Source organism: Heterorhizobium halophytocola (genome assembly GCF_017873095.1).
GTDB lineage: Bacteria > Pseudomonadota > Alphaproteobacteria > Rhizobiales > Rhizobiaceae > Allorhizobium > Allorhizobium halophytocola.
In genome coordinates this window covers 1-19,963 of record NZ_JAGGJU010000016.1, presented here as the reverse complement: position 1 = coordinate 19,963, position 19,963 = coordinate 1, and the positions used below count along the sequence as shown (strand labels likewise).

The window sequence follows — 19,963 nt, the reverse complement described above, 5'->3', positions numbered from 1 at the left end:
TAGTGTCAAGAAAGCACTTCGTGTCGCCTAGGTATACTGGAGGAAACTCATGTCCGCTCCGTTCTGCGCCAGCCAGACCTTTTCCGCCGACTGCCCGAGCCGGCTGCTGTTCGACCAGATCGCCGACAAGTGGTCGATGATGGTGCTGAAGGTGCTGGACGACGGGCCGCTCCGGTTCAACACCATCAAGCGCTCGATCGAGGGTATCACCCAGAAGGCGCTGACCCAGTGCCTGCGCCGGCTCGAGCGTAACGGCCTGCTGGAGCGCCGGGTGATCCCGGTCTCGCCGGTGGCCGTCGAATACGAGATCTCGCCGCTGGGCCGCAGCCTGCAGAAGCCGTTTGCCGCGCTCTACGGCTGGACGCTGGAAAACATGGAGGCGGTGGAGACGGCGCGCGAGGCCTTCGATGCCCGGCAGGGCGCGGCGATCGCGGCGGAATGAGCCTCTGACGGTCTTCCGTCGTCTCTTTTGTCCGGGCAAAGGCGCTCTTTGCCGGGCGGTTTGAAAACCTTGAAAAAAATCCGAGATCAGCGGAACCATTCGCAACATTGCACGTTCGATACCGGTAGCTCGTACGGAACAGTCAATGACAGATCATGATGCGGCACGGGATAAAGCCCGCGACGCCGGAGACAGACTTCTCGCATCCCATGTGACGGAGGATCCTTTTGCCGCGGCCTTCAAGGCGACGCGGATGCCGATGATCATCACCGATCCGCGGCAGGACGACAATCCGATCATCTTCTGCAATGCGGCCTTTTGCGAGCTGAGCGGCTATACCCAGGACGAGCTCTACGGCCGCAATTGCCGGCTGATGCAGGGACCGGATACCGATCGCGATGCGGTACGCCAGATCGCGGAGGCGCTCAGAGCCCGTCAGGATATCTCCATCGACATCCTCAACTATCGCAAGGACGGTTCCACCTTCTGGAACGCGCTCTATATCAGCCCGGTGCGCAACGATGCCGGCGAAGTGATCTATTTCTTCGCCTCGCAGGTGGATTTCACCCATGTGAAGCAGCGCGAGCTGGAGCTGTCGCAGGCCCGCCATTCGGCCGAGCAGGAGGCGCACCAGCGCAACCGCGACCTGATCGACGCGCTGGGTGCCAAGACCATGCTGGTGCACGAGGTCGACCATCGGGTGAAGAACAATCTGTCGATGATCGCCTCGATCACCAAGCAGCAGGCCCGCCGCACCGGCGACGAGAGCGCCCGCGGCGCGCTGATGGCGCTGCTCAACCGGGTCGAGGCGCTGTCGACGGTGCACCGCAAGCTGTTTACCGACGATGACGTATCGCGCTTCGATGTCGCCGATTTCGCCCGGGAAATGGTGACCGATCTGGTGGGCGCGCTGAAGCGAGACGATATCCGCCTGACGCTCGACATTTCGCCGGTCTATGTGCCGGCCACCAAGGCCTCGCCGCTGGCGCTGATCGTCAACGAACTGGTCGGCGATGCCGTGCGCCGCGGGCTCGGCACGCTGGGCGGCGACATCCATCTGACGGTCAAGCGGCTGAACGGCCATTTCCTGATCTCGATGCGCGACACGATCGGCCCGGCGTCGACACCGGACGAAACCCCGTGGAACGATGCCGAGGCGGATGCCTTCAGCCGGCTTCTCCTGGATACCTGCGCCCGGCAGGTGTCCGCCCATATCGACCGTCGCACCGAAGACAGGCAGACGGTCGTCGATGTCACTTTGTTGGTCGACGAGACCGCAGGAGCTAAAGCGTGAGAATTGTAATCGTCGAGGACGAGGCCCTGCTGGCGCTGGAGCTTGAATGCGAAGTCGAGGCGGCCGGCCACCAGGTCGTCGGCCAGGCGATGAACAGCAGCGCTGCGATCAGCGTGATCGACACCGAACAGCCGGATTTCGCCTTTGTCGACATCCACCTGCTCGATGGCCCGACCGGCATCGATGTCGGCCGGCACCTGGCAGGCCGGGGCATTCCCTTCGTCTTCGTCACCGGCAATCTGAAGCGGATTCCCAGCGATTTCGTCGGTGCCATCGGGGCCATCGAAAAGCCTTATACTGTCAATGGGCTACAGAACGCTCTTGCATATATTAGCCGTCTGGTCGAAGGTGAGGGCAAAACCGCACCGCCACCAAGCCTGGTGATGGCGTCCGCTTGACTTTAGGGGCGCCGGTGGGAGAAACCATGCGGCACGCCGCCTGCCAGAGATGTTTTACAAGACGGCTTTTTGAGGTGCCACGGCTTGGATTCGCCTGACTTTATCCAACGTTCTCCAGACAGGGGCGCGTTCGCACTGGCCGAGCTCGAGGGAAGACCCGAGTTCGGCGAGATGATCGAACTTGTCTGCCGCACACTGGATTGTCCCGTATCGCTGATCTCCATTCTGCAACGCGATCGCCAGGTCTTCGCCGCCCATGTCGGGCTGCCGGACGAATGGGCCGCGCGCGGGGAAACGCCGCTGACACACTCCTTCTGCCAGCATGTGGTCAGCCAGCGCACCCCGCTGATCGTCGACGATGCCACGGTGCATCAGCTGGTGCAGGACAATCTGGCCATCCGCGACCTCGGTGTCATCGCCTATCTCGGCGTTCCCGTTTCGCTGCCGGACGGCACGGTGATCGGGGCGCTTGCGGCGATCGACGTCAAGAAGCGGCACTGGAGCGAGACGGATATCGAATTGCTCAGCCGCTTCGGCCGGGTCGTCACCACCCAGATCGCCACCTATGTGTCCGAGCACCGCTGGAAAAGCATTGTCGAGGATCTGCAGGAGGGGCTGATTGCCGGTCGCGTGCGCCGCAGCGACGACGGATCGATCGGCAGCATCGCCTATGAGGCGATCAATCCGGCCGGGCGCCGGCTGGCGGCCATGCTGAGCGGCGACGGCGAGGCATGGCGCGCGGATATCGCGACCTGCCTGCAGACCGGCGATCCGGTGCGCTTTACCCGGCAGATCGAGACCGCCTGGTATGCAGGCCATATCCAGTCCGTCGGGCCCGACAGTTTCCTGATCACGCTGATCGACATCAGCGAGCGGATGGCCGCCGAAGAGGCGCTGCGCCACAGCGAGGGACGCCTGCGGCTGCTGTTCGACGGGGCCAAGGATTATGCCATCATCATCATCGCCCCGGACATGTCGATCTCCGGCTGGCTCGGCGGTGCGCCGGAAGTGTTCGGCCGCAGCCACGAGACGATGATCGGCCGGCCATTCGCCGACATCTTCCTGGAGGAGGACCGGCAGGCCGGCGTGCCGGAAAAGGAAATTGCCAATGCAGAACGCTCGGGCGTTGCGCTCGACCGTCGCTGGCACCGGCATTTCGACGGCTCGCCGATCTTTCTCGACGGCACCGTGCGGCCGCTGCCGCGCGAGCCCGGCGCGCCGAGCGCCGGTTACATCAAGATCGCCCGCAACGCGACCTCGGAAAAGCTGGCCGCCGACCGGCAGATGGCCTTCCTCGAGCTCGGTGACCGGATGCGCGATCTGTCCACCGTCGAGGAGGTGACCTTTGCCGCCGCCGAGATCATCGCCCGCACGCTGACCGGCGTCAGCCGCGCCGGCTACGGCGTGGTCGATTCCAAGGCCGAGACGGTGGACGTGGTCTGCGACTGGCGCGCCGAAGGCGTCGCGTCGATGCAGGGGGTTCATAATTTCCGCGATTTCGGGTCCTTCATCGATGACCTGAAGCGCGGCGAAAGCGTCGTCATCCCGGATGTCGTGACCGACAGCCGGACCCGCGATTCCGCCGAGCTGATGCGCGCCAACAGCATTCGCGTGCTGGTCAACATGCCGATCATGGAGCATGGCGCGCTGGTCGGACTGATGTTCGTGCATTACGACAAGCCGCAGCGCTTTACCGGCGAGGAAAGCAATTTCGTCCGCACCATTGCCGACCGTGCCCGCGAGGCGCTGGCCCGCGTGCGGGCCGAGGAGGAGCAGGAGATCCTCAACCGCGAGATCAGTCACCGGTTGAAGAATTCGATGGCCATGGTCCAGGCGATCGCCACCCAGACGCTGCGCAAGATCCCCGACCGCGCCACCGTCGACAGCTTTCACCAGCGGCTGAACGCGTTTTCGCGCGCCCATGAGGTGCTGTTGCAGCGCAACTGGATGCCGGCACCGCTGATCGAGGTGATCAATGCGGTGCTCGGCCAGATTTCGGTGCCGGAGCGCTATGTGATCGACGGACCGCGCGTCCAGCTCGGTGCCCGTACGGCGCTGACCTTTTCATTGATCCTGCACGAACTCGGCACCAACGCGGCGAAATACGGTGCCTGGTCGAATGGCGAGGGCCGGGTGACCGTGCGCTGGCGGATCGAGCGCGAGGCCGACGGTCCTGTCTTGGTGTTCGAATGGTGCGAGGAGGGCGGTCCGCCGGTGACCGCGCCGACGGCCAAGGGCTTCGGTTCGCGCCTGATCCAGACGGGGCTGCTGGGCAATGGCGGCGTCGAGATCGACTACCTGCCCGCGGGCCTGCGCCTCGTCATGCGCGGCAGCCTGGCGCAATTGCGCGAAGCCTAGCCGCGGCGGGCCGGCGGTGGCGGCGCGGATGCCGTCGGAGGCGAAAACCGCATGCCGCCCCTTGACCTTCCCATCATGGGAAGGTCCATCTAGGGTACCGAAAGGTATCCGCCATGCATGAACGTCCTGACCTGAACCTGCCGATTCCACCTGATGCCGACGCTGCCGGCGGCGCTGCCGTTGCCGCGACGCCGGGGCGGGCGGACCGTGTGCGGCTGACCTTGCCGGTCGAGGGGATGAGCTGTGCCTCCTGCGTGCGCCGGGTCGAGACGGCGGCAGCCAGGGTGGCCGGTGTCTCCGATCCCGCCGCCAATTTCGCGACGGGGACGTTGAGCGTATCGGCGGCAAGGGGCCTCGACGCGGACCAGCTGGTCCGGGCGATCGAGGCTGCGGGCTATCAGGTAAAAGCGGATGCGGTGTCGCTTGCGATCACCGAGATGCGCTGTGCCTCCTGTGTCGGGCGTGTCGAAAAGGCGCTGCGATCGGTGCCGGGTGTGCGCCAGGCCTCGGTCAACCTGGCGACCGGGCGGGCCGATCTGCAGGTGCTCGGCGGACGCGCGCGGCTGCCGGCGCTGATCGCGGCGGTGAAGACGGCGGGCTATGGCGCGACGGCGCTTTCCGGCGACGGCGAGGCGGACGCCGGTGGCGCCGGCCACGACGCCGAGGCCGATGCGCTGCGCCGCGACCTGGCCGTGGCGCTGGTTCTGACCCTGCCGGTGGTGCTCGTCGAAATGGGCGGTCATCTGATTCCGCAACTGCATCATGCCGTCAGCCGGATCCTTCAACCCAACCTGTTGAACGGGCTGGAATTCGTCCTTGCAGCCTTCGTGCTGGTCTTTCCCGGACGGCGATTTTTCAGCAAGGGCCTTGCAAGCCTTTTCCGGCTGGCGCCGGAGATGAATTCGCTGGTGGCGCTGGGCGCCGGGGCGGCCTTTGCTTATTCCACCGTCGCCACCTTCCTGCCCGGCCTGCTGCCGGAAGATGCGCGGCATGTCTATTTCGAAGCCGCCATGGTGATCGTCACGCTGATCCTGGCGGGGCGGATGATGGAGGCGCGCGCCAAGGGCCGCACCGGGGCGGCGATCCGGGCGCTTGTCAATCTGCGACCGAAGACGGCCAGGGTCGAGCGCGACGGGGTGACCGCCGAAATTCCGGCCGGCGACGTGATGGTCGGCGATATCGTCATCGTCAGGCCCGGCGAGACCGTGGCCGTCGACGGCCGGGTGATCGGGGGCGAGAGTTTCGTCGACCAGTCGATGATTTCGGGCGAACCGGTGCCGGTGGCCCGCCATGCCGGCGACCCGCTGATCGGCGGCACGGTGAACGGCGCCGGCGTCATGCGCATGCGGGCCGAAAAGGTCGGCGCCGAGACCATGCTGTCGGGCATCATCCGGCTGGTGGGCGAGGCGCAGGGGGCCAAGCTGCCGATCCAGCGGCAGATCGACACCGTCACCGGCTGGTTCGTGCCGGCGGTGATGCTGGCAGCGCTCGTCACCTTCGGCGTCTGGATGCTGGTCGGCCCGGCGCCGGCGATGACCCATGCGCTGGTGGCGGCGGTCGCCGTGCTGATCATCGCCTGCCCCTGCGCCATGGGGCTTGCAACGCCGGTGTCGATCATGGTCGGCACCGGACGGGCGGCAGAACTCGGCCTGTTGATCCGCAAGGGCGAGGCGCTGGAGGCCCTGGCCAAGGTCGATACCGTCGTCCTCGACAAGACCGGCACGATCACTGCCGGCAAGCCGGCGGTCACCGATATCCGGGTGGCCGAGGGCGTCGAGGATCACCGGCTGCTGCAGCTGGCGGCAAGCCTGGAGGCCAATTCCGAACACCCGCTGGCCCGCGCCATCATGGCCGAGGCTGACAGAAGGGGCATCGCCCTGCTGGACGCTGTCGAGGTGACGGCGACCGTCGGCCACGGCGTCAGCGGCCGGGTGGACGGGGTCGCGGTTGCGGTCGGGGCGGCCCGGCAGATGGCCGGGCTCGGGATTGCAACGGATGCTCTTTCGGGCGAGGCGGGGCTGCTGGCGGGCGAGGGCCGGACGCCGGTCTATATTGCCGCCGACGGCCGGCTGCTCGGACTGATTGCGATTGCCGATCCGCTGAAGGACAGCGCGGCGGCTGCCGTCAACGCGCTGAAAGCGCTTGGAATTTCGGTGGTCATGGCAACCGGCGACCTCGAGGCCGCGGCCCGTGCGGTGGCGGACAGGGCCGGCATCGACGCGATTGCCGCGGACCTGCTGCCGGACGGCAAGGTGGCGCTGATCCGCACGCTGCAGGCCAAGGGCCGCAAGGTCGGCTTTGTCGGCGACGGCATCAATGACGGGCCGGCACTGGCGGCGGCCGATATCGGTCTGGCGATCGGCACCGGCACGGATGTCGCGATCGAAAGCGCCGACCTGGTGCTGGTGGCCGGCGACCCGGCGGGGATCGCCACCGCCATCCGGCTGGGCCGCGCGGTGATGCGCAATATCGGCGAAAACCTGGTCTGGGCCTTCGGCTACAACGTGGCGCTGATCCCGGTGGCCGCCGGAGCGCTCTATCCGGCTTTCGGGCTGCAGCTGTCGCCGATGCTGGGGGCCGCGGCGATGGGGCTGTCGAGCGTCTTCGTGCTGGCCAATGCCCTCAGGCTGAAGCGGTTTTCGCCGCCGGCCGGCAACCGACAGGAGGGATGGGGACAATGATGAATATCGGCGAGGCATCGCGTGCCTCCGGCGTGACGGCCAAGATGATCCGCTACTACGAAAGCATCGGGCTGATCCTGCCGGCGGAGCGGACGGAGGCGAACTACCGGCTCTATGACGGCGACGCGGTGCACCGGCTGCGCTTCGTCAAGCGGGCGCGCATGCTGGGCTTTTCGCTGGAGGAGACCGAGCGCTTGCTCAAGCTCTGGGACGACAAGGCGCGGGCGAGCAGCGAGGTGAAACAGCTCGCCAACGCCCATATCGAGACGCTGAACGACAGGATCGCGCAGATGCAGGGCATGGTCGACACGCTGACGACGCTGGTCGACTGCTGCCATGGCGACGCGCGGCCGGACTGTCCGATCCTGAAGGATCTGGCCGGCGAGGAACATGGCTCATGAGCCTGAACACAAACGAAAAAGCGAGAACGGACATGCATGAATTTCTGGTCGAGGACATGAGCTGCGGGCATTGCGAGGCGACGATCCGCAAGGCGCTGACCGCGGCGCTGCCGGACGCTGAGGTCTCGATCGACCTGGCGCAGCACCGGGTGACGGTGACGGGCGACGCGGCCGTGGCGAAGGCGGCGATCGCAGACGCAGGCTATACGCCGGAGCCGGTGCGCTGACGCCGGCTGTGATGCGGCAGGGCCCGGCTGCGGCTTGCATCCGCCAGGCGTTGACCTTTAGACTGAGACTATCCGAACTCTGATGAAAGGAGCTTCGATGAAGGACAGACATGACCCCGATATGTCGTTGTCCGGCCTGCCACCGGAAGACGAGGTCGAAGCCGAAATCCAGGCGATGATCACCTCGGACGCCGACGTACCCGACATGGACGATATCCGCATTGCCGAGGACGATGGCCTGCGCGCGGTCTTTCCGCATCTGGCCGCCCAGCAGGGCGCGCAGGTGCAGGGGCGCCCGCCATCCGATGCGCCTGTGGCCGTACCCGTGGACGCCGATATCGTGGACCGATATCGCGCCGGCGGCGACGGCTGGCAAAGGCGGCTCAACGCCGACCTGCGCAAGATGCTGGGTCCGGACGGCTGACCGGACGCAAGGCCACGAGATCATTTCCCCCTTCATCAATCGGATATAGGAAAAAAGTCCTTGACGGCGTGACGGTGATTTGCTAGGGTTTGGTCATCGTCGAAGAAGTGCGGCTGGAGCGGATGGCTCGCCGGGCAGGCTTTGATGTTTTCAGACAATTTGGTGTGGTGAGAGCGGCAGGGCGGATTGCGTGGTGTCGACGGTCGACGGTCGGCTTTCGATGTTTCGACGTGTGCCGGGGCCTGGTTTGCCCTGTTGCGGTGTTCCAGCCTGGCTCTGATGGAGGATCTCATGCGGGATATTGCGGATTTCGGGGCGGTGCCGGGCGATCCCGGCGCGGTCGATCTTTCGCTGTTCGGCTGCTGGCCGGCGGATGCGCGGTGCGGGCAGCGGGCGTGGAGCGGTGGCACGGTTTCCGCAACCGGCGACCCTTCCGGGACCGGCCGGGCGGCGGCGTTGCAGGCCCGGACCGAACGGGCGGCGCGCCGGGTGGCGCTGGAGCTGAAATCGGCAGACAGCCCGTCGCCGGCCGAGAGCCTGGCGCTGCTGCTGAACCAATTGACGGTGGAGATGCGCGACCAGTTCGCGGTGTTCCGCCGGCTGCGCACCGAGGCGCAGGCGACGCTGGTCAGCGACCGGAGCGACGGGGATGCGGCGGCGGAGGGGCCGGTCGAGAGTGCGGCCGCCAAGCTGGCGCGCGCCGATATCAAGGCGGCCACCGATGCCATGTCGCTGATCGTGCGTACTCTGGAAAAGATCGACGGGCTGCAGCGCCAGGTGGCGCGCGACCGCGCCGAGGCGGCGCATAGGGCCGGCATGGAGGGCGACGATGCCTCCGTCCGCACGCGGCTGGAAGCGCTGATCGAGCGCCGGGTGGCCGAGCGGCTGGCAAAGCGGATCGCGGAGGGTGCGGCGTCCGCCGCAGCGCAGGATCGGGATCGCGCCGGACCGCCCGGGGCGGCACAAGACGGCGCGTCCGAACGGCAGCAGCCGGCGATGACCGGGGCCGGACCGCCGGGGTGACGGTCGGGCAGGTCGGCCGGTGCGTCGGCCGGGGGCATGCGATCCGGCACCGGACCGCGGCGCCCGACGATCCTGGCATGCGGGTTTGGCGGTGACGCCGCGGGTTCCGGCAGGCCTGCCTGCGGATGCCGTGCGGCGCGGATCGTCGATGGTCCTCGCGGCGACGCGGTCTTCGGACTTGCGAAGGATGCGGCGAGGGATCGGCTGACGGCGTGCCGGAGAGTCTGGCCGGCGGGTCGGCAAATCGGCAGGCGTGTCGGCAGGCGTGTCGGCAGGCAGGTCTGCGGGGATGTCGGCGGGCATCGCGGCGGGCAGGGGACCGGGGCAGTTGCCGGTTTCGCGCTTCGCCGGAGGTGATGGGGCTGCCCCCCTGGGTCGGCAGCCCGTCTTGCGGCCGCTTCCCTGACGATTGCCGCATCAAGGGGCCCGGGCCCCCGGGCTGGGGCCGGGCGATGCGATCATCAGGCGGGCGCCTGACATCTGTGCGAAAGGACCGGCATGACAAGGCGGTATGGCGGTCCTACACCTCGTTTCGGCAAGGCTTGGCAGGCCGGGCCGGGATCCGGCAGCCGACAGCGCGCGCGGGCCGGGGTGGCCGCTATCAGACAATTCGAGCGGCAGCTGGCCGGGCATATCGACCGTTTCCAGCGCGGCATCATGCAGTTTTCCAAGACGCGGGACATGGCCCTGCGCGATCTGGGGGGCGGTCGCACCCTGGCCGCGGCCATGGAAACCGGGATGGCCGCAACCGGGGCCGCATCCGGGTTTGAGGACGCGGTGAAGGCGCATGGCGGCGGGCCGGCCGGCGAGGACCCGGCCGGGCGCGCTGCCGCAGACGGTGCCGGTTCACGTGACGGCAACACCGGCGGTGCCGGCGAAGTAACAGCGGGCGTCGACGATCGCGCATCGGCCGACACCGCCGACGCCGCGCCGGGCAATCGAGGCGACGGCGAAGCCCGGGCGCCGGGCGGCGCGGTCGCTGCGCTGACTGCCGGGATGGCCGACGGGGTGGCCAAGGGGATGGCCGACGAGGTGGCCAAGGGTATGGCCGACGGGGTGCCAGGCAGCGCGGCACGGCCGAAAGGCAGGACAATCCATCGCATTCTCGATGAATGGCCGTTTCAGGCCCGCGAGGAGCAGATGCCGCCGAAGGGCGACTGGCGGCATTGGCTGCTGATCGGCGGGCGCGGCTCGGGCAAGACGCGGGCGGGGGCCGAATGGGTGCAGGCGATGGCCTCTAGAGGCGCGCGCTCCGATCTGCGCATCGCGCTGGTAGCGGAAACCCTCGGGGATGCCCGCGAGGTGATGATCGACGGCGTGTCCGGCATCTGCCGGGTGGCCGGGCGGCATGCGCCGGATGTCGAGATCTCGCGCCGGCGGCTGGTCTGGCCGAACGGGGCGATGGCGCAGATGTTTTCCTCCGAAGATCCCGAAAGCCTGCGCGGCCCGCAATTTCACCTGGCCTGGTGCGATGAGATCGCCAAATGGAAATATGCCGAGGACACTTTCGACATGCTGCAGTTCGGGCTGCGGCTCGGCGCGCTGCCCCGCATCGTGGCGACGACCACGCCGCGGCCGGTGCCGCTGCTGAAGCGCCTGCTGGCCGATCCCGCCACGGTGACGACGCGGCTGACGACGCAGTCGAATGCGCAGAACCTGTCGCCCGGCTTCATTGCCGCGATGCAGGCGCGCTACGGCGCGACGCGGCTCGGGCGCCAGGAATTGATGGGCGAACTGATCGAGGACCGCGAGGATGGGCTGTGGCGGCGTGCGCAGCTGGAACATGCGCGGATCAGGGCGCCTGGGCCGATGGGCCGGATCGTCGTCGGCGTCGATCCGCCGGCCGGCGCCGGGGCCGGATCGGTCTGCGGCATCGTGGTGGCGGGGCTGGAGGCGGGCGGGAGGGCCGTGGTGCTCGACGACGCCTCGGTGGCCGGCGCAAGCCCGGCCGAATGGGCGAATGCGGTGATGCGCGCCTACCGGCGGTTCGAGGCCGACCGGGTGGTGGCCGAGGTCAACCAGGGCGGCGAGATGGTGGCAGCGGTGCTGCGCAGCGTCAAGGCCGATCTGCCGCTGACGCTGGTGCGCGCCACGCGGGGCAAATATCTGCGCGCCGAACCGGTGGCCGCCCTCTATGAACAGGGCCGGGTGGCGCATGCCGGCCGGTTTGCAGCGCTCGAGGACCAGATGTGCGATTTCGGCCCCGACGGACTGTCGGGCGGCCGCTCGCCGGATCGGCTGGACGCGCTCTGCTGGGCGCTGACCACGCTGATGCTGGACGCGCGCGGCGAACCGCGGGTGAGGGGTGTGTGAGCGGGCGTGGGAGCGGTAAAGAGACCGGCCGGTCCGCGGGCGTACCCGCGATCGGCCACGAAAAAAGGCGCGCCGCCCTTTCGGGTTTCGGCGCGCCTGCTCCTCCCGGAAAACCGGATGGCGGAAAGCGGAATTACTTGGCGCTGGCCGAGGCCGGGCGGCTGGTGCCCTGGCGGATCTGCCGCCATTCGGATTCCATGCGTTCGATCACATGCGACGGGATCTGCGGGGCCGGGGCCTTGGTCGTGGAGCTGCTCAGCTTCTGCATGGTCGGATCATCCTTCCGTTTAAAACATGGGCTCAAAACGCCGTGTGCAGCGGAAAGTTCCACATCGTTAACCGGCTGTAAATATGGTGTTAATGATATCTAAACGATTAAATTAATTTAAACCGATTTAGCCGACCAGGTATTTTTCAACTTGGTTAAACGCGCGCCATGTCCGCGTCTCAAAACCCCCTCGATATCGGTGGGCATTGCAATCTCGATCCAGGTCAGGAGGCAAGAATGCGCAGGCTGACGTCATCCTTTTTCGATTCCGTGCGGGCCAGCCTGTTTGCCGGACGGCTGTCGCAGCCGCAGGTGGACGGGCTGAACGCGATCGCCGACGGCTATGCCGGACTGTGCGGGGCGGACGATCCCTGCCGGCTCGCCTATGTGCTGGCGACCGCCTTCCACGAGACCGGTGGGCGGATGATGGCGCTGCGCGAAACCGGGGCGTCGAGCGATGCCGAGGCCGTCGCCCGGCTCGACCGTGCCTATGCCGCCGGCCGGCTGCCGCAGGTGTCCTCGCCCTATTGGCGGGCGGACACGAAGGGGCGGTGCTGGTTCGGCCGCGGGCTGGTGCAGATCACGCATGCGGCCAATTATCGAAGGGTCGGGGCGGCGATCGGCGCGGATCTCGCCGGCGATCCGCAACTGGCCCTGCGGACCGACATCGCGGTCCAGGTGCTGGTGATCGGCATGCGCGACGGACTTTTCACCGGCAGGCGGCTGCGGACCTATTTCGATGGGGGCGCGGCCGACTGGGTCGGCGCGCGGCGGATCGTCAACGGCACGGACAGGGCCGAACTGATTGCCGGTTATGGCCGGGCGTTCCGGGCGGCGCTGGACGGGTGACGTCGACCCGGTGATGTCGGACGGGTGACGGGTGACGGGCGCGGCGGCTGCGGGAAGACGACGAGGCGGCGGTCTGTGGACGCGGCCGGCGTTCGTGGCGCGGATCGCCGAAGCGGCCGGGCGGTCGACGGCGGCGCAATGATCAGCAAACAAGGATGAACCGATGCGCAATCCATTCAGGGGACCGGCGGGCGGGCGCAGGACGCGTGCGGCCGTTGACGAGCGGAAGGCCGGCGAGGTGCCGGACGGGCAGGTGCCGGGCGGGCAGAGGCCGGACGGGCGGAAGGGCCTGGGATCGGTCGGGTCGATGGGGCCGATTTCGCTGATTGCCGGCGAAATGCGGGGGCGCCGCACGGCGGCGACCTATCCGGCGCTGGCGCGCGAGGGCTTTCTCGCCAATCCGGTTGCCCATCGCTGCGTGCGGCTGGTGGCCGAGGCGGCGGCCGGGCTGTCCTGGCTCTGCTATCGCGGCAGCGAGGAGCTGCGGATGCATCCGGCGCTCGACCTGGTCAACCGGCCGAACGGACGACAGGGGCAGGGCGATTTCTTCGAGACGCTCTACGGTCACCTGCTGCTGTCGGGCAATGCCTATGTCGAGCCGGTGCGGCTGGGGCGCCGGCTGGCCGAACTGCATCTGCTGCGGCCGGACAGGGTGAGCGTCGTCGAGGGAAAGAACGGCTGGCCGGTCGGCCATGATTACCGGGTCGGCGGCAGCCTCAGGCGGATCGCGGCGGAGGGCGGGACGGCCTTGCTGCATCTGAAGCTCTTCCATCCGCTCGACGACCAGCTGGGCTTTTCGCCGCTCGGCGCGGCGACGGCGGCGCTCGACCTGTCCAACGCGGCGATGCGCTGGAACCGGGCGCTGATCGACAATTCGGCCAGGCCTTCCGGCGCGCTGGTCTACCAGCCGAAAGAGGGCGGCAATCTGTCGGCCGACCAGTATGAGCGGCTGAAGGCGGAACTCGACGAGGGCTATTCCGGCCCGATGCGGGCCGGACGGCCGCTGCTGCTGGAAGGCGGGCTCGACTGGAAGGCGATGGGCATGAGCCCGCGCGACATGGACTTCGAGGCGGCCAAGAACGGCGCTGCGCGCGACATCGCGCTGGCGCTCGGCGTGCCGCCAATGCTGCTCGCCATTCCCGGCGACAATACCTATGCCAATTACCAGGAGGCCAACCGGGCCTTCTTCCGGCTGACCGTGCTGCCGCTGGCTAACCGCATCGCTGGCGGATTTTCCGCTTTCCTGTCAGGTGCTTACGGCGAAACTCTGAAGCTTGTGCCGGATCTCGACCAGGCGGCCGGGCTGACGGCCGAGCGCGATGCGCTGTGGACCCGGGTCGGGCAGGCGGATTTTCTCACCGACGCGGAAAAGCGCGAGGCGGTCGGCTATTGAGGCCGAGCGCCAGGGCCGGCGCGGCGCGGGGATCGGATGCCTCAGGCGTCGGGAAGCTTGCCCGACCGGCGATACCAGGCCACCGTGTCGGCCAGGGTTTCGCGCACCGGACGGAAGGCGACGCCGAGCACGCGTTCGCTTTTGGAATGATCGTAGCCGATGCGGCCAGGCTCGGAGGCCAGAAGCCTGGCGGTGGCGCGCGACAGCAGGACCGGCCGGCCGGTGAACCGGTGCTGCGCCTCGTAGACATAGGAGAGCAGGTTCAGCACCACGAGCGGGATATTGCGGGTGGGCGCCTCGATGCCGGTCACCTCCTGCATCAGCAGCAGCAGGTCGGCCATCGAGACGATGTCGCCGGCGGCCAGATAACGCTCGCCGCTTGCCCCCTTTTCGGCAGCGGCGATCAGATGCAGCGCCACGTCGCGCGCATCGACGACGGAAAATCCGCCGGGGGTGCGGCCGGGGATATTGCGCCGGCAGTAATCGAGGACGAACTGGCCGGACGAGGTCGGGCCGAGATCGCGGGGGCCGAACATCCAGCCGGGCAGGACGAGCGGCACGGTCATGTCAAGATGGGATTCGAGGAAGGCGAGAACCGCGCGGTCGGCGAGGATCTTGCTGCGATAATAATCGTCCGCCTCCGCCTCCGGCCGCAACATGGTCTCGTCGATCGGCCGGTCGGCATGGCCGGTGAGGACGGCCACCGAGGAGGTGTGGACGGCGCGGCGAATGCCAGCATCATAGGCGGCCTGCAAAAGCGCCGTGGTGCCCTGGACATTGGTGCGCTCGAGTTCGTCCCAATGGCTGCCGCCCTTGTAGCTGTCGCGGAAGAAGGCGGCGGTATGGTAGAGCACGTCACAGCCGGCGAGCCTGTCGGAAAAGCCCCGGATATCGGCCATGTCGCCCTCGACGATCTCGACATCGAGGCCGTCGAACTGGCGCTTCGCCTTGGCCCGGGAGCGCGCCAGCGCCCTGACCGTGACGCCGCGTTCGACCAGAAGGCGGACGAGATTGTTGCCGAGCAGTCCGGTGGAGCCGGTGACGAAGGCGGTGGTCATGGCGGGCCTCTCTGGTTGAATGGAAAAACGAATTCGGATACCAGTTGGTATCGAATTACAAATACCAAACGGTATCCGAATATCAAGCGGTATCTGAAGCGAATGGACGGAGCAGGCCGCATGGCGAAGATGAGCCGCGAGGAAAGCCGGGGGCGCACGCGCGAGAAACTGATCGACGCGGCGCGGCAGGCCGTGGCGGAAAACGGCTATGACGGCACCAGCATTGCCGATATCGCGGCGCGGGCGGGCTTCACCAAGGGTGCCTTGTTTTCCAATTTCGCCAGCAAGGAGGAGATCTTCCTGGAGGTGCTGCGAAGGCACAAGGCGGAGGAATTCGCAGCCTTCAGGGCTGTTGTCGACGCGGTGAAGGCCGGCCGGGCGGATGCGGGCGCGATCGACGCCTATCTTGCCGGGCTCGACGGCACGGCCGATCTGGCGCGGCTCGACATCGAGCTTCGCCTGCATGCCGGGCGCAGCGAAACCTTTGCGGCGGCCTTTGCAGCCTTCGACGGCGAGACGCGGCAGACGCTGGCCGGCATCATTGCCGATATCCACCTGCTGGGCGGCAAGCCGGTGCCGGCCGACACCGAGGACCTGGCGCTGCTGTTTCTCGGGCTGATCCACGGGCTGGCGCTGCATGGGGATGCCAATCCCTCGGGCAAGCTGAAACGGGTCATGGATGCGATCCTGAAGACGGCCTGAGGATATGGCTTTCCCTTGCAAAGCGGCGGGGGAGGCGGGGCGGCTTTGCGCTAATCCTAAAGTGATCCGTGAAGGCGCGCGTACACGACATCAACGGAAGTCCGCAAGATACTAATAATACTGCGTATTGCGGCCATCGGCACCCGTCGGCAGGCCCGCCGCGGCGCGACGGTGTCTCGCCGGGGCCGCGCTATAGCAAACGGACGGTTAACAATCAGGAACAGGCAATGACCGATTTTTCCGAAAGCGGCGGGCTTTGGGGTGCGCGCGCCATCGGCGCCGTCTCGGGTGCCGCCATCTCGCTTGCCTATCTGCTGCCGAAGGGCCGGCGCGAAGCGGCGATGCGGTTCTGCACCGGCGTTGCGACCGGCATGATCTTCGGCGGCCCGACGGGCCTCTGGCTGGCCGAGCGGCTCGACCTGTCCCTGCGTCTGGCCGACACCGATGTGATGCTGGCCGGCTCTGCGGCCGCCAGTCTCTCGGCCTGGTGGGGGCTGGGCGTGCTGGCCCGCGTTGCCGGCCGCTGGGGCGAGCGGCGATAGGAGCCGGCGACGGGCTGACAGTGGCAAAGAGGGAGATGCGGGCGCAGAAAATCGTGGCGGGCCGATGAACCAAAGCCGGAAAAGACGGCACTTATCGTCGACATGCAACCGCTGCGGGGACGGGCCTCGTGGCGGTCAGGCGGGGACGCCGTCCGATCTGGGCGTCCTGCAACGGCGACATGCCGCATCGGCGGCGGAAGGAGTGATCATGGCTTCGCCAAACGAGATGGAGTATCCGGACACGATCGACGACGTCCTCGACATGCCGCAGCTGCTGAAGATCATGCGCGGCGCGCTGAGCGGCAACGATAGCAAGATGCTGGAATTCCTGGTGCAACCGGCGCTGGAGCGACAGTATCACACCGATTATTCCAAGCTGGCGAAAGACTTCCCGCTGTCGAACGCCGCGAAGAAGATGGTGTCGTCGCTGATCGAGAAGAAGGACACGGTGTCATGGGACGATCTGACGGCGACGATCGTGAAAGACTTCAGGGACGCGTTCAACAAAACGATCCTGAAGAATTTCTATGCGCAGTCCAAGGAATTCAAGCGCTACCACGAGAAGGAGGTGGAAAAGGCCGCCAACAAGCATTTCGCCTCGTCCAAGAAGATCGCCCAAACGCTGGGGATCGAGGCGAACAATGCCAACATGGCCGCGCTCGATGCTATCCGCAGCAATCTCGTCGAGGGCAATGACAAGGAGGCGAAGGATAAGGCCGACACGTTGATGCGGGCCAACACGGGCAGGATCCGTGCCGTGAAGGTGGACGATCTGCTGAAGGCCGTCAAGACCAACAAGGTGAAGGCAAAGCCCGTCGATGTCAGCTCGCAGAAACTCTCCAAATGCGCCGGCTTCGACGGCTCGAAGAACGACGCCAAGCTGACGGCGCTGGCCAAGCAGATGTGCGAGGCCTATCAGGAGAAGGACATGATCCTGCTGCGCGTCGCCTATGGGAAGATCGAGAAGGCCCTGAAGGCAAAGGGTGGCAAGGTGCCGAGCGAAAAGGAGATGATGCGAAGCTTCGTCAAGAACAAGCTGGTCGAATGACCGCATCACGGCGCGCCGCGGCCTGAGCCGCGCTCGGCCGGGCCGCCTTCCGGCGGGTCCTGTTCCGGCTGGCCGGATCTTTTCCGGCCGATCCGGGCTGGCCCCTTTCCGGCTGGCCGCGTTCTGACACGAGGCCCTTCCGGCGGGACTTCGGACACTGCGCCCGACCGCGCCGGCCCTTTTTTTTCGCATCGTTATCGCCTGTTGACCGCCCCGGGCCCGGCCCGGTGGCGGCGATTGCCGTTGCCTGCACGCAGACGGGCGCCGTGCGGCCGGCGGAAATGACATCCGTGCCGGACGGCAGGCACCGGCCGCAGCCCTGGTATGGCAGGGCCTGATCTTGCCCGGTACAGCGTATCGGGACGCCGCCGGCGGCGGCAGACAGTGCTGCGGGCCGATCCGAGCCGGGCGCCGGCAGAGCCGATCCGATCCACTCCACTTCAATCCAGTTCACTCCAGTCAGGAGACCTCTCATGCAGCCTTTTCGCGGGCGGTTGGCGCTCGAAAAGACCTATGCCGGACTGACGCTGAAGGGCGTCACCGGCGCGGGCGCATTTTCCGGCTATGCCAGCGTGTTCGGCCATGTGGATCTCGGCCGCGACGTGATCGAACCGGGGGCCTTCAGCCGCTCGCTGGCCAAGCGCGGGGCGGGCGGGGTGCGGATGCTCTACCAGCACGACCCGGCCGAGCCGATCGGCGCCTGGGGGACGATCCGCGAGGACGCGCACGGCCTGTTCGTCCAGGGGCATCTGTCGCCGGGGGTCGAGCGGGCGGCCGAAGTGCACGCGCTGCTGAAGAGCGGGGCGCTGGACGGGTTGTCGATCGGCTTCCAGACGGTGCGCGCCAAGGCCGACCGGCACGGGGTGCGCCATATCCTGGAGGCGGATCTCTGGGAGATCTCGGTCGTCACCTTTCCGATGCAGCCGGCGGCCCGCGTCTCCAATGTCAAGAATGCCCGCTTCTTCCGCGATCCCGAGACCGAACTGGTGCGCGGCATGCGCCGGGCGGCACGGCGGATCGCCGCCGGCCATTTTGCCGCCGGATCCCGATTTTCCGAGACCATCAACAAAGGACCCAAGCGATGACGATGCACGACATGGAGCACAGCCTGGACAACACGATGCCGGACGGCGTGCGGGGGCCGGCGAGCGCGCCGGAAATCAAGGCCCGCACCGAGATCAAGGCCTTGCCGGAAACGATGAAGGACGCCTTCGACGAATTCATGACCTCGTTCGAGGCCTTTCGCGAGGCCAATGACGAGCGGCTGGACGAGATCGAGACAAAGCTTTCCAGTGACGTGGTGACCCGCGACAAGGTGGACCGGATCAACCGGGCGCTGGACGAGCAGGGCCGGCGGATGGACGAGCTGCAGCTGAAGGGGCTGCGTCCAGCGCTCGGACGGTCCGGGGCGGCAAGCCTCGACAAGGCCGAGCACAAGGCGGCCTTCGAGGCCTATATCCGCCGCGGCGACGACCAGGGCCTGCGGGCGCTGGAGGCCAAGGCGCTGTCGGCCGGCACGCCGGCGGATGGCGGCTATCTGGTGCCGGAGGAGACCGATGGCGAGATCGGCCGCCGGCTTGCCAATGTCTCGCCGATCCGGGCGCTGTCGACGGTGCGCCAGGTGACCGGCGCGGTGCTGAAAAAGCCGTTCTCGCCGGGCGGCATGGCGGCCGGCTGGGTGTCGGAAACCGCGGCCCGGCCGCAGACGGCGACGCCGGAACTGGCCGAGCTGACCTTTCCGACCATGGAACTCTACGCCATGCCGGCGGCAACGCAAGGGCTGCTCGACGATGCGGCGGTCGACGTGGAAGCGTGGATTTCGGCCGAGGTCGACATGGCCTTTGCCGAGCAGGAGGGGGCAGCCTTCGTCTCGGGCGACGGGGTCAACAAGCCGAAGGGGTTCCTGTCCTATCCGCTGGTCGACGAGGCCGGCTGGAGCTGGGGCAAGATCGGCGTGATCGACACCGGGGTCAGCTCCGGCTTTGCCGCCGACGGGCCGTCCGACGTGCTGGTCGATGCCGTCTATGCGCTGAAGGCCGGGCATCGGCAGAATGCCAGCTTCGTGATGAACCGCAAGACGCAAGGGGAGATCCGCAAGTTCAAGGATGCCGACGGCAATTATCTCTGGCAGCCGCCCGCGACCGCCGGCGGCAAGGCGCAGCTGATCGGCTTTCCGCTGACCGAGGCCGAGGACATGCCCGATATCGGGCTGGATTCGCTGTCGATCGCGTTCGGCGATTTTGCCAGCGGCTATCTGGTGGTCGACCGCACCGGTGTGCGGGTGCTGCGCGACCCCTATTCGGCCAAGCCCTATGTGCTGTTCTATACCACCAAGCGGGTCGGCGGCGGGGTGCAGAATTTCGAGGCGATCAAGCTGATCCGCTTTGCAGCGTAGGGGCCCGGCGGCGAGGCTGCCGCTCATCCGCCCTTCGGGCACCTTCTCCCCACGCGCGGGGAGAGGGGGACTGCGGCAGACCGACGGGGCGCGGTCGTCGCTTACCCCCCTCTGCCCTGCCGGGCATCTCCCCCTCAAGGGGGGAGA

Annotated in this window: 19 protein-coding genes; 17 read left to right on the top strand and 2 right to left on the bottom strand. The window is 67.3% G+C overall.

Going from position 1 to position 19,963, the window contains the following annotated elements:
• Window positions 1-49 precede the first annotated feature (49 nt).
• The 10 genes from J2Z17_RS23220 (at window position 50) to J2Z17_RS23175 (ending at window position 11,561) form a co-directional block, all read left to right on the top strand.
• Window positions 50-442: a winged helix-turn-helix transcriptional regulator gene (locus J2Z17_RS23220; RefSeq protein WP_209948852.1), complete on the top strand. Its 393-nt coding sequence runs from the start codon at window positions 50-52 to the stop codon at window positions 440-442.
• A 145-nt stretch (window positions 443-587) separates the two neighbouring features.
• A complete protein-coding gene (locus J2Z17_RS23215) occupies window positions 588-1,736 on the top strand; it encodes a PAS domain-containing protein (protein ID WP_209948850.1) in 1,149 nt (382 codons plus the stop codon).
• Complete coding sequence (locus tag J2Z17_RS23210; RefSeq protein WP_209948848.1) at window positions 1,733-2,134, top strand: response regulator; 402 nt, start codon at window positions 1,733-1,735, stop codon at window positions 2,132-2,134. The genes J2Z17_RS23215 and J2Z17_RS23210 overlap by 4 nt, the downstream gene beginning before the upstream one ends.
• A 171-nt stretch (window positions 2,135-2,305) precedes the next feature.
• Window positions 2,306-4,492, top strand: coding sequence for a GAF domain-containing protein (locus tag J2Z17_RS23205; protein WP_209948845.1), 2,187 nt, complete (start codon window positions 2,306-2,308; stop codon window positions 4,490-4,492).
• Between the two features lie 113 nt (window positions 4,493-4,605).
• A complete protein-coding gene (locus tag J2Z17_RS23200) occupies window positions 4,606-7,173 on the top strand; it encodes a heavy metal translocating P-type ATPase (protein ID WP_209948843.1) in 2,568 nt (855 codons plus the stop codon).
• Window positions 7,173-7,574 (top strand): Cu(I)-responsive transcriptional regulator, encoded by a 402-nt coding sequence (gene cueR / locus J2Z17_RS23195; protein ID WP_209949024.1) that lies wholly within the window; start codon window positions 7,173-7,175, stop codon window positions 7,572-7,574. The genes J2Z17_RS23200 and cueR overlap by 1 nt, the downstream gene beginning before the upstream one ends.
• Entirely contained in the window at window positions 7,571-7,801 is a 231-nt protein-coding gene (locus J2Z17_RS23190) for a heavy-metal-associated domain-containing protein (protein ID WP_245224309.1), read from the top strand. Before cueR ends, J2Z17_RS23190 begins: the two co-directional genes overlap by 4 nt.
• 97 nt (window positions 7,802-7,898) lie before the next feature.
• Window positions 7,899-8,225 (top strand): BrnA antitoxin family protein, encoded by a 327-nt coding sequence (locus J2Z17_RS23185; RefSeq protein ID WP_245224308.1) that lies wholly within the window; start codon window positions 7,899-7,901, stop codon window positions 8,223-8,225.
• A 291-nt stretch (window positions 8,226-8,516) separates the two neighbouring features.
• Window positions 8,517-9,248 (top strand): hypothetical protein, encoded by a 732-nt coding sequence (locus tag J2Z17_RS23180; RefSeq protein ID WP_209948841.1) that lies wholly within the window; start codon window positions 8,517-8,519, stop codon window positions 9,246-9,248.
• Between the two features lie 1,020 nt (window positions 9,249-10,268).
• Complete coding sequence (locus J2Z17_RS23175; protein ID WP_377300036.1) at window positions 10,269-11,561, top strand: DNA-packaging protein; 1,293 nt, start codon at window positions 10,269-10,271, stop codon at window positions 11,559-11,561.
• 133 nt (window positions 11,562-11,694) lie between these two features.
• Here the strand turns inward: J2Z17_RS23175 and J2Z17_RS25485 are convergent, their stop codons facing one another.
• Window positions 11,695-11,829: a hypothetical protein gene (locus tag J2Z17_RS25485; RefSeq protein WP_280923401.1), complete on the bottom strand. Its 135-nt coding sequence runs from the start codon at window positions 11,827-11,829 to the stop codon at window positions 11,695-11,697.
• A 237-nt stretch (window positions 11,830-12,066) separates the two neighbouring features.
• Between J2Z17_RS25485 and J2Z17_RS23170 the strand changes: the two genes are divergently transcribed.
• Together J2Z17_RS23170 and J2Z17_RS23165 are read left to right on the top strand one after the other, a co-directional pair.
• Window positions 12,067-12,678, top strand: a complete 612-nt coding sequence (locus J2Z17_RS23170; protein ID WP_209948839.1) for a glycoside hydrolase family 19 protein — start codon at window positions 12,067-12,069, stop codon at window positions 12,676-12,678.
• A gap of 163 nt (window positions 12,679-12,841) precedes the next feature.
• A complete protein-coding gene (locus J2Z17_RS23165) occupies window positions 12,842-14,071 on the top strand; it encodes a phage portal protein (RefSeq protein WP_377300010.1) in 1,230 nt (409 codons plus the stop codon).
• A gap of 41 nt (window positions 14,072-14,112) precedes the next feature.
• On the opposite strand, the gene J2Z17_RS23160 is transcribed toward J2Z17_RS23165, so the two are convergent.
• Entirely contained in the window at window positions 14,113-15,129 is a 1,017-nt protein-coding gene (locus tag J2Z17_RS23160) for an SDR family oxidoreductase (protein WP_209948837.1), read from the bottom strand.
• Between the two features lie 120 nt (window positions 15,130-15,249).
• Between J2Z17_RS23160 and J2Z17_RS23155 the strand changes: the two genes are divergently transcribed.
• The 5 genes from J2Z17_RS23155 (at window position 15,250) to J2Z17_RS23135 (ending at window position 19,816) form a co-directional block, all read left to right on the top strand.
• The gene (locus J2Z17_RS23155) at window positions 15,250-15,831 is read left to right on the top strand and encodes a TetR/AcrR family transcriptional regulator (protein WP_209948835.1); all 582 of its coding nucleotides are present in this window, start codon (window positions 15,250-15,252) and stop codon (window positions 15,829-15,831) included.
• 227 nt (window positions 15,832-16,058) lie between these two features.
• Window positions 16,059-16,373: a DUF6107 family protein gene (locus J2Z17_RS23150; RefSeq protein WP_209948833.1), complete on the top strand. Its 315-nt coding sequence runs from the start codon at window positions 16,059-16,061 to the stop codon at window positions 16,371-16,373.
• Between the two features lie 208 nt (window positions 16,374-16,581).
• Window positions 16,582-17,421 carry a hypothetical protein gene (locus J2Z17_RS23145; protein ID WP_209948831.1) on the top strand — a complete coding sequence of 280 codons (840 nt, stop codon included), beginning with the start codon at window positions 16,582-16,584 and terminating at the stop codon, window positions 17,419-17,421.
• Between the two features lie 473 nt (window positions 17,422-17,894).
• Complete coding sequence (locus tag J2Z17_RS23140; protein ID WP_209948829.1) at window positions 17,895-18,506, top strand: HK97 family phage prohead protease; 612 nt, start codon at window positions 17,895-17,897, stop codon at window positions 18,504-18,506.
• A gap of 35 nt (window positions 18,507-18,541) precedes the next feature.
• Window positions 18,542-19,816, top strand: coding sequence for a phage major capsid protein (locus J2Z17_RS23135; protein WP_209949012.1), 1,275 nt, complete (start codon window positions 18,542-18,544; stop codon window positions 19,814-19,816).
• Window positions 19,817-19,963: the final 147 nt, after the last annotated feature.

What these genes read in the sequence shown, in the direction of transcription:
- J2Z17_RS23140 (WP_209948829.1), top strand. Translation starts at nt 17,895, where the DNA reads ATGCAGCCTTTTCGCGGGCGGTTGGCGCTCGAAAAGACCTATGCCGGA.
- J2Z17_RS23170 (WP_209948839.1), top strand. Translation starts at nt 12,067, where the DNA reads ATGCGCAGGCTGACGTCATCCTTTTTCGATTCCGTGCGGGCCAGCCTG.
- J2Z17_RS23155 (WP_209948835.1), top strand. Translation starts at nt 15,250, where the DNA reads ATGGCGAAGATGAGCCGCGAGGAAAGCCGGGGGCGCACGCGCGAGAAA.
- J2Z17_RS23175 (WP_377300036.1), top strand. Translation starts at nt 10,269, where the DNA reads ATGGCCGACGAGGTGGCCAAGGGTATGGCCGACGGGGTGCCAGGCAGC.
- J2Z17_RS23160 (WP_209948837.1), bottom strand. Translation starts at nt 15,129, where the DNA reads ATGACCACCGCCTTCGTCACCGGCTCCACCGGACTGCTCGGCAACAAT.
- J2Z17_RS23200 (WP_209948843.1), top strand. Translation starts at nt 4,606, where the DNA reads ATGCATGAACGTCCTGACCTGAACCTGCCGATTCCACCTGATGCCGAC.
- J2Z17_RS23180 (WP_209948841.1), top strand. Translation starts at nt 8,517, where the DNA reads ATGCGGGATATTGCGGATTTCGGGGCGGTGCCGGGCGATCCCGGCGCG.
- J2Z17_RS25485 (WP_280923401.1), bottom strand. Translation starts at nt 11,829, where the DNA reads ATGCAGAAGCTGAGCAGCTCCACGACCAAGGCCCCGGCCCCGCAGATC.
- cueR (WP_209949024.1), top strand. Translation starts at nt 7,173, where the DNA reads ATGAATATCGGCGAGGCATCGCGTGCCTCCGGCGTGACGGCCAAGATG.
- J2Z17_RS23135 (WP_209949012.1), top strand. Translation starts at nt 18,542, where the DNA reads ATGCCGGACGGCGTGCGGGGGCCGGCGAGCGCGCCGGAAATCAAGGCC.
- J2Z17_RS23205 (WP_209948845.1), top strand. Translation starts at nt 2,306, where the DNA reads ATGATCGAACTTGTCTGCCGCACACTGGATTGTCCCGTATCGCTGATC.
- J2Z17_RS23185 (WP_245224308.1), top strand. Translation starts at nt 7,899, where the DNA reads ATGAAGGACAGACATGACCCCGATATGTCGTTGTCCGGCCTGCCACCG.
- J2Z17_RS23150 (WP_209948833.1), top strand. Translation starts at nt 16,059, where the DNA reads ATGACCGATTTTTCCGAAAGCGGCGGGCTTTGGGGTGCGCGCGCCATC.
- J2Z17_RS23145 (WP_209948831.1), top strand. Translation starts at nt 16,582, where the DNA reads ATGGCTTCGCCAAACGAGATGGAGTATCCGGACACGATCGACGACGTC.
- J2Z17_RS23220 (WP_209948852.1), top strand. Translation starts at nt 50, where the DNA reads ATGTCCGCTCCGTTCTGCGCCAGCCAGACCTTTTCCGCCGACTGCCCG.
- J2Z17_RS23215 (WP_209948850.1), top strand. Translation starts at nt 588, where the DNA reads ATGACAGATCATGATGCGGCACGGGATAAAGCCCGCGACGCCGGAGAC.
- J2Z17_RS23165 (WP_377300010.1), top strand. Translation starts at nt 12,842, where the DNA reads ATGCGCAATCCATTCAGGGGACCGGCGGGCGGGCGCAGGACGCGTGCG.
- J2Z17_RS23190 (WP_245224309.1), top strand. Translation starts at nt 7,571, where the DNA reads ATGAGCCTGAACACAAACGAAAAAGCGAGAACGGACATGCATGAATTT.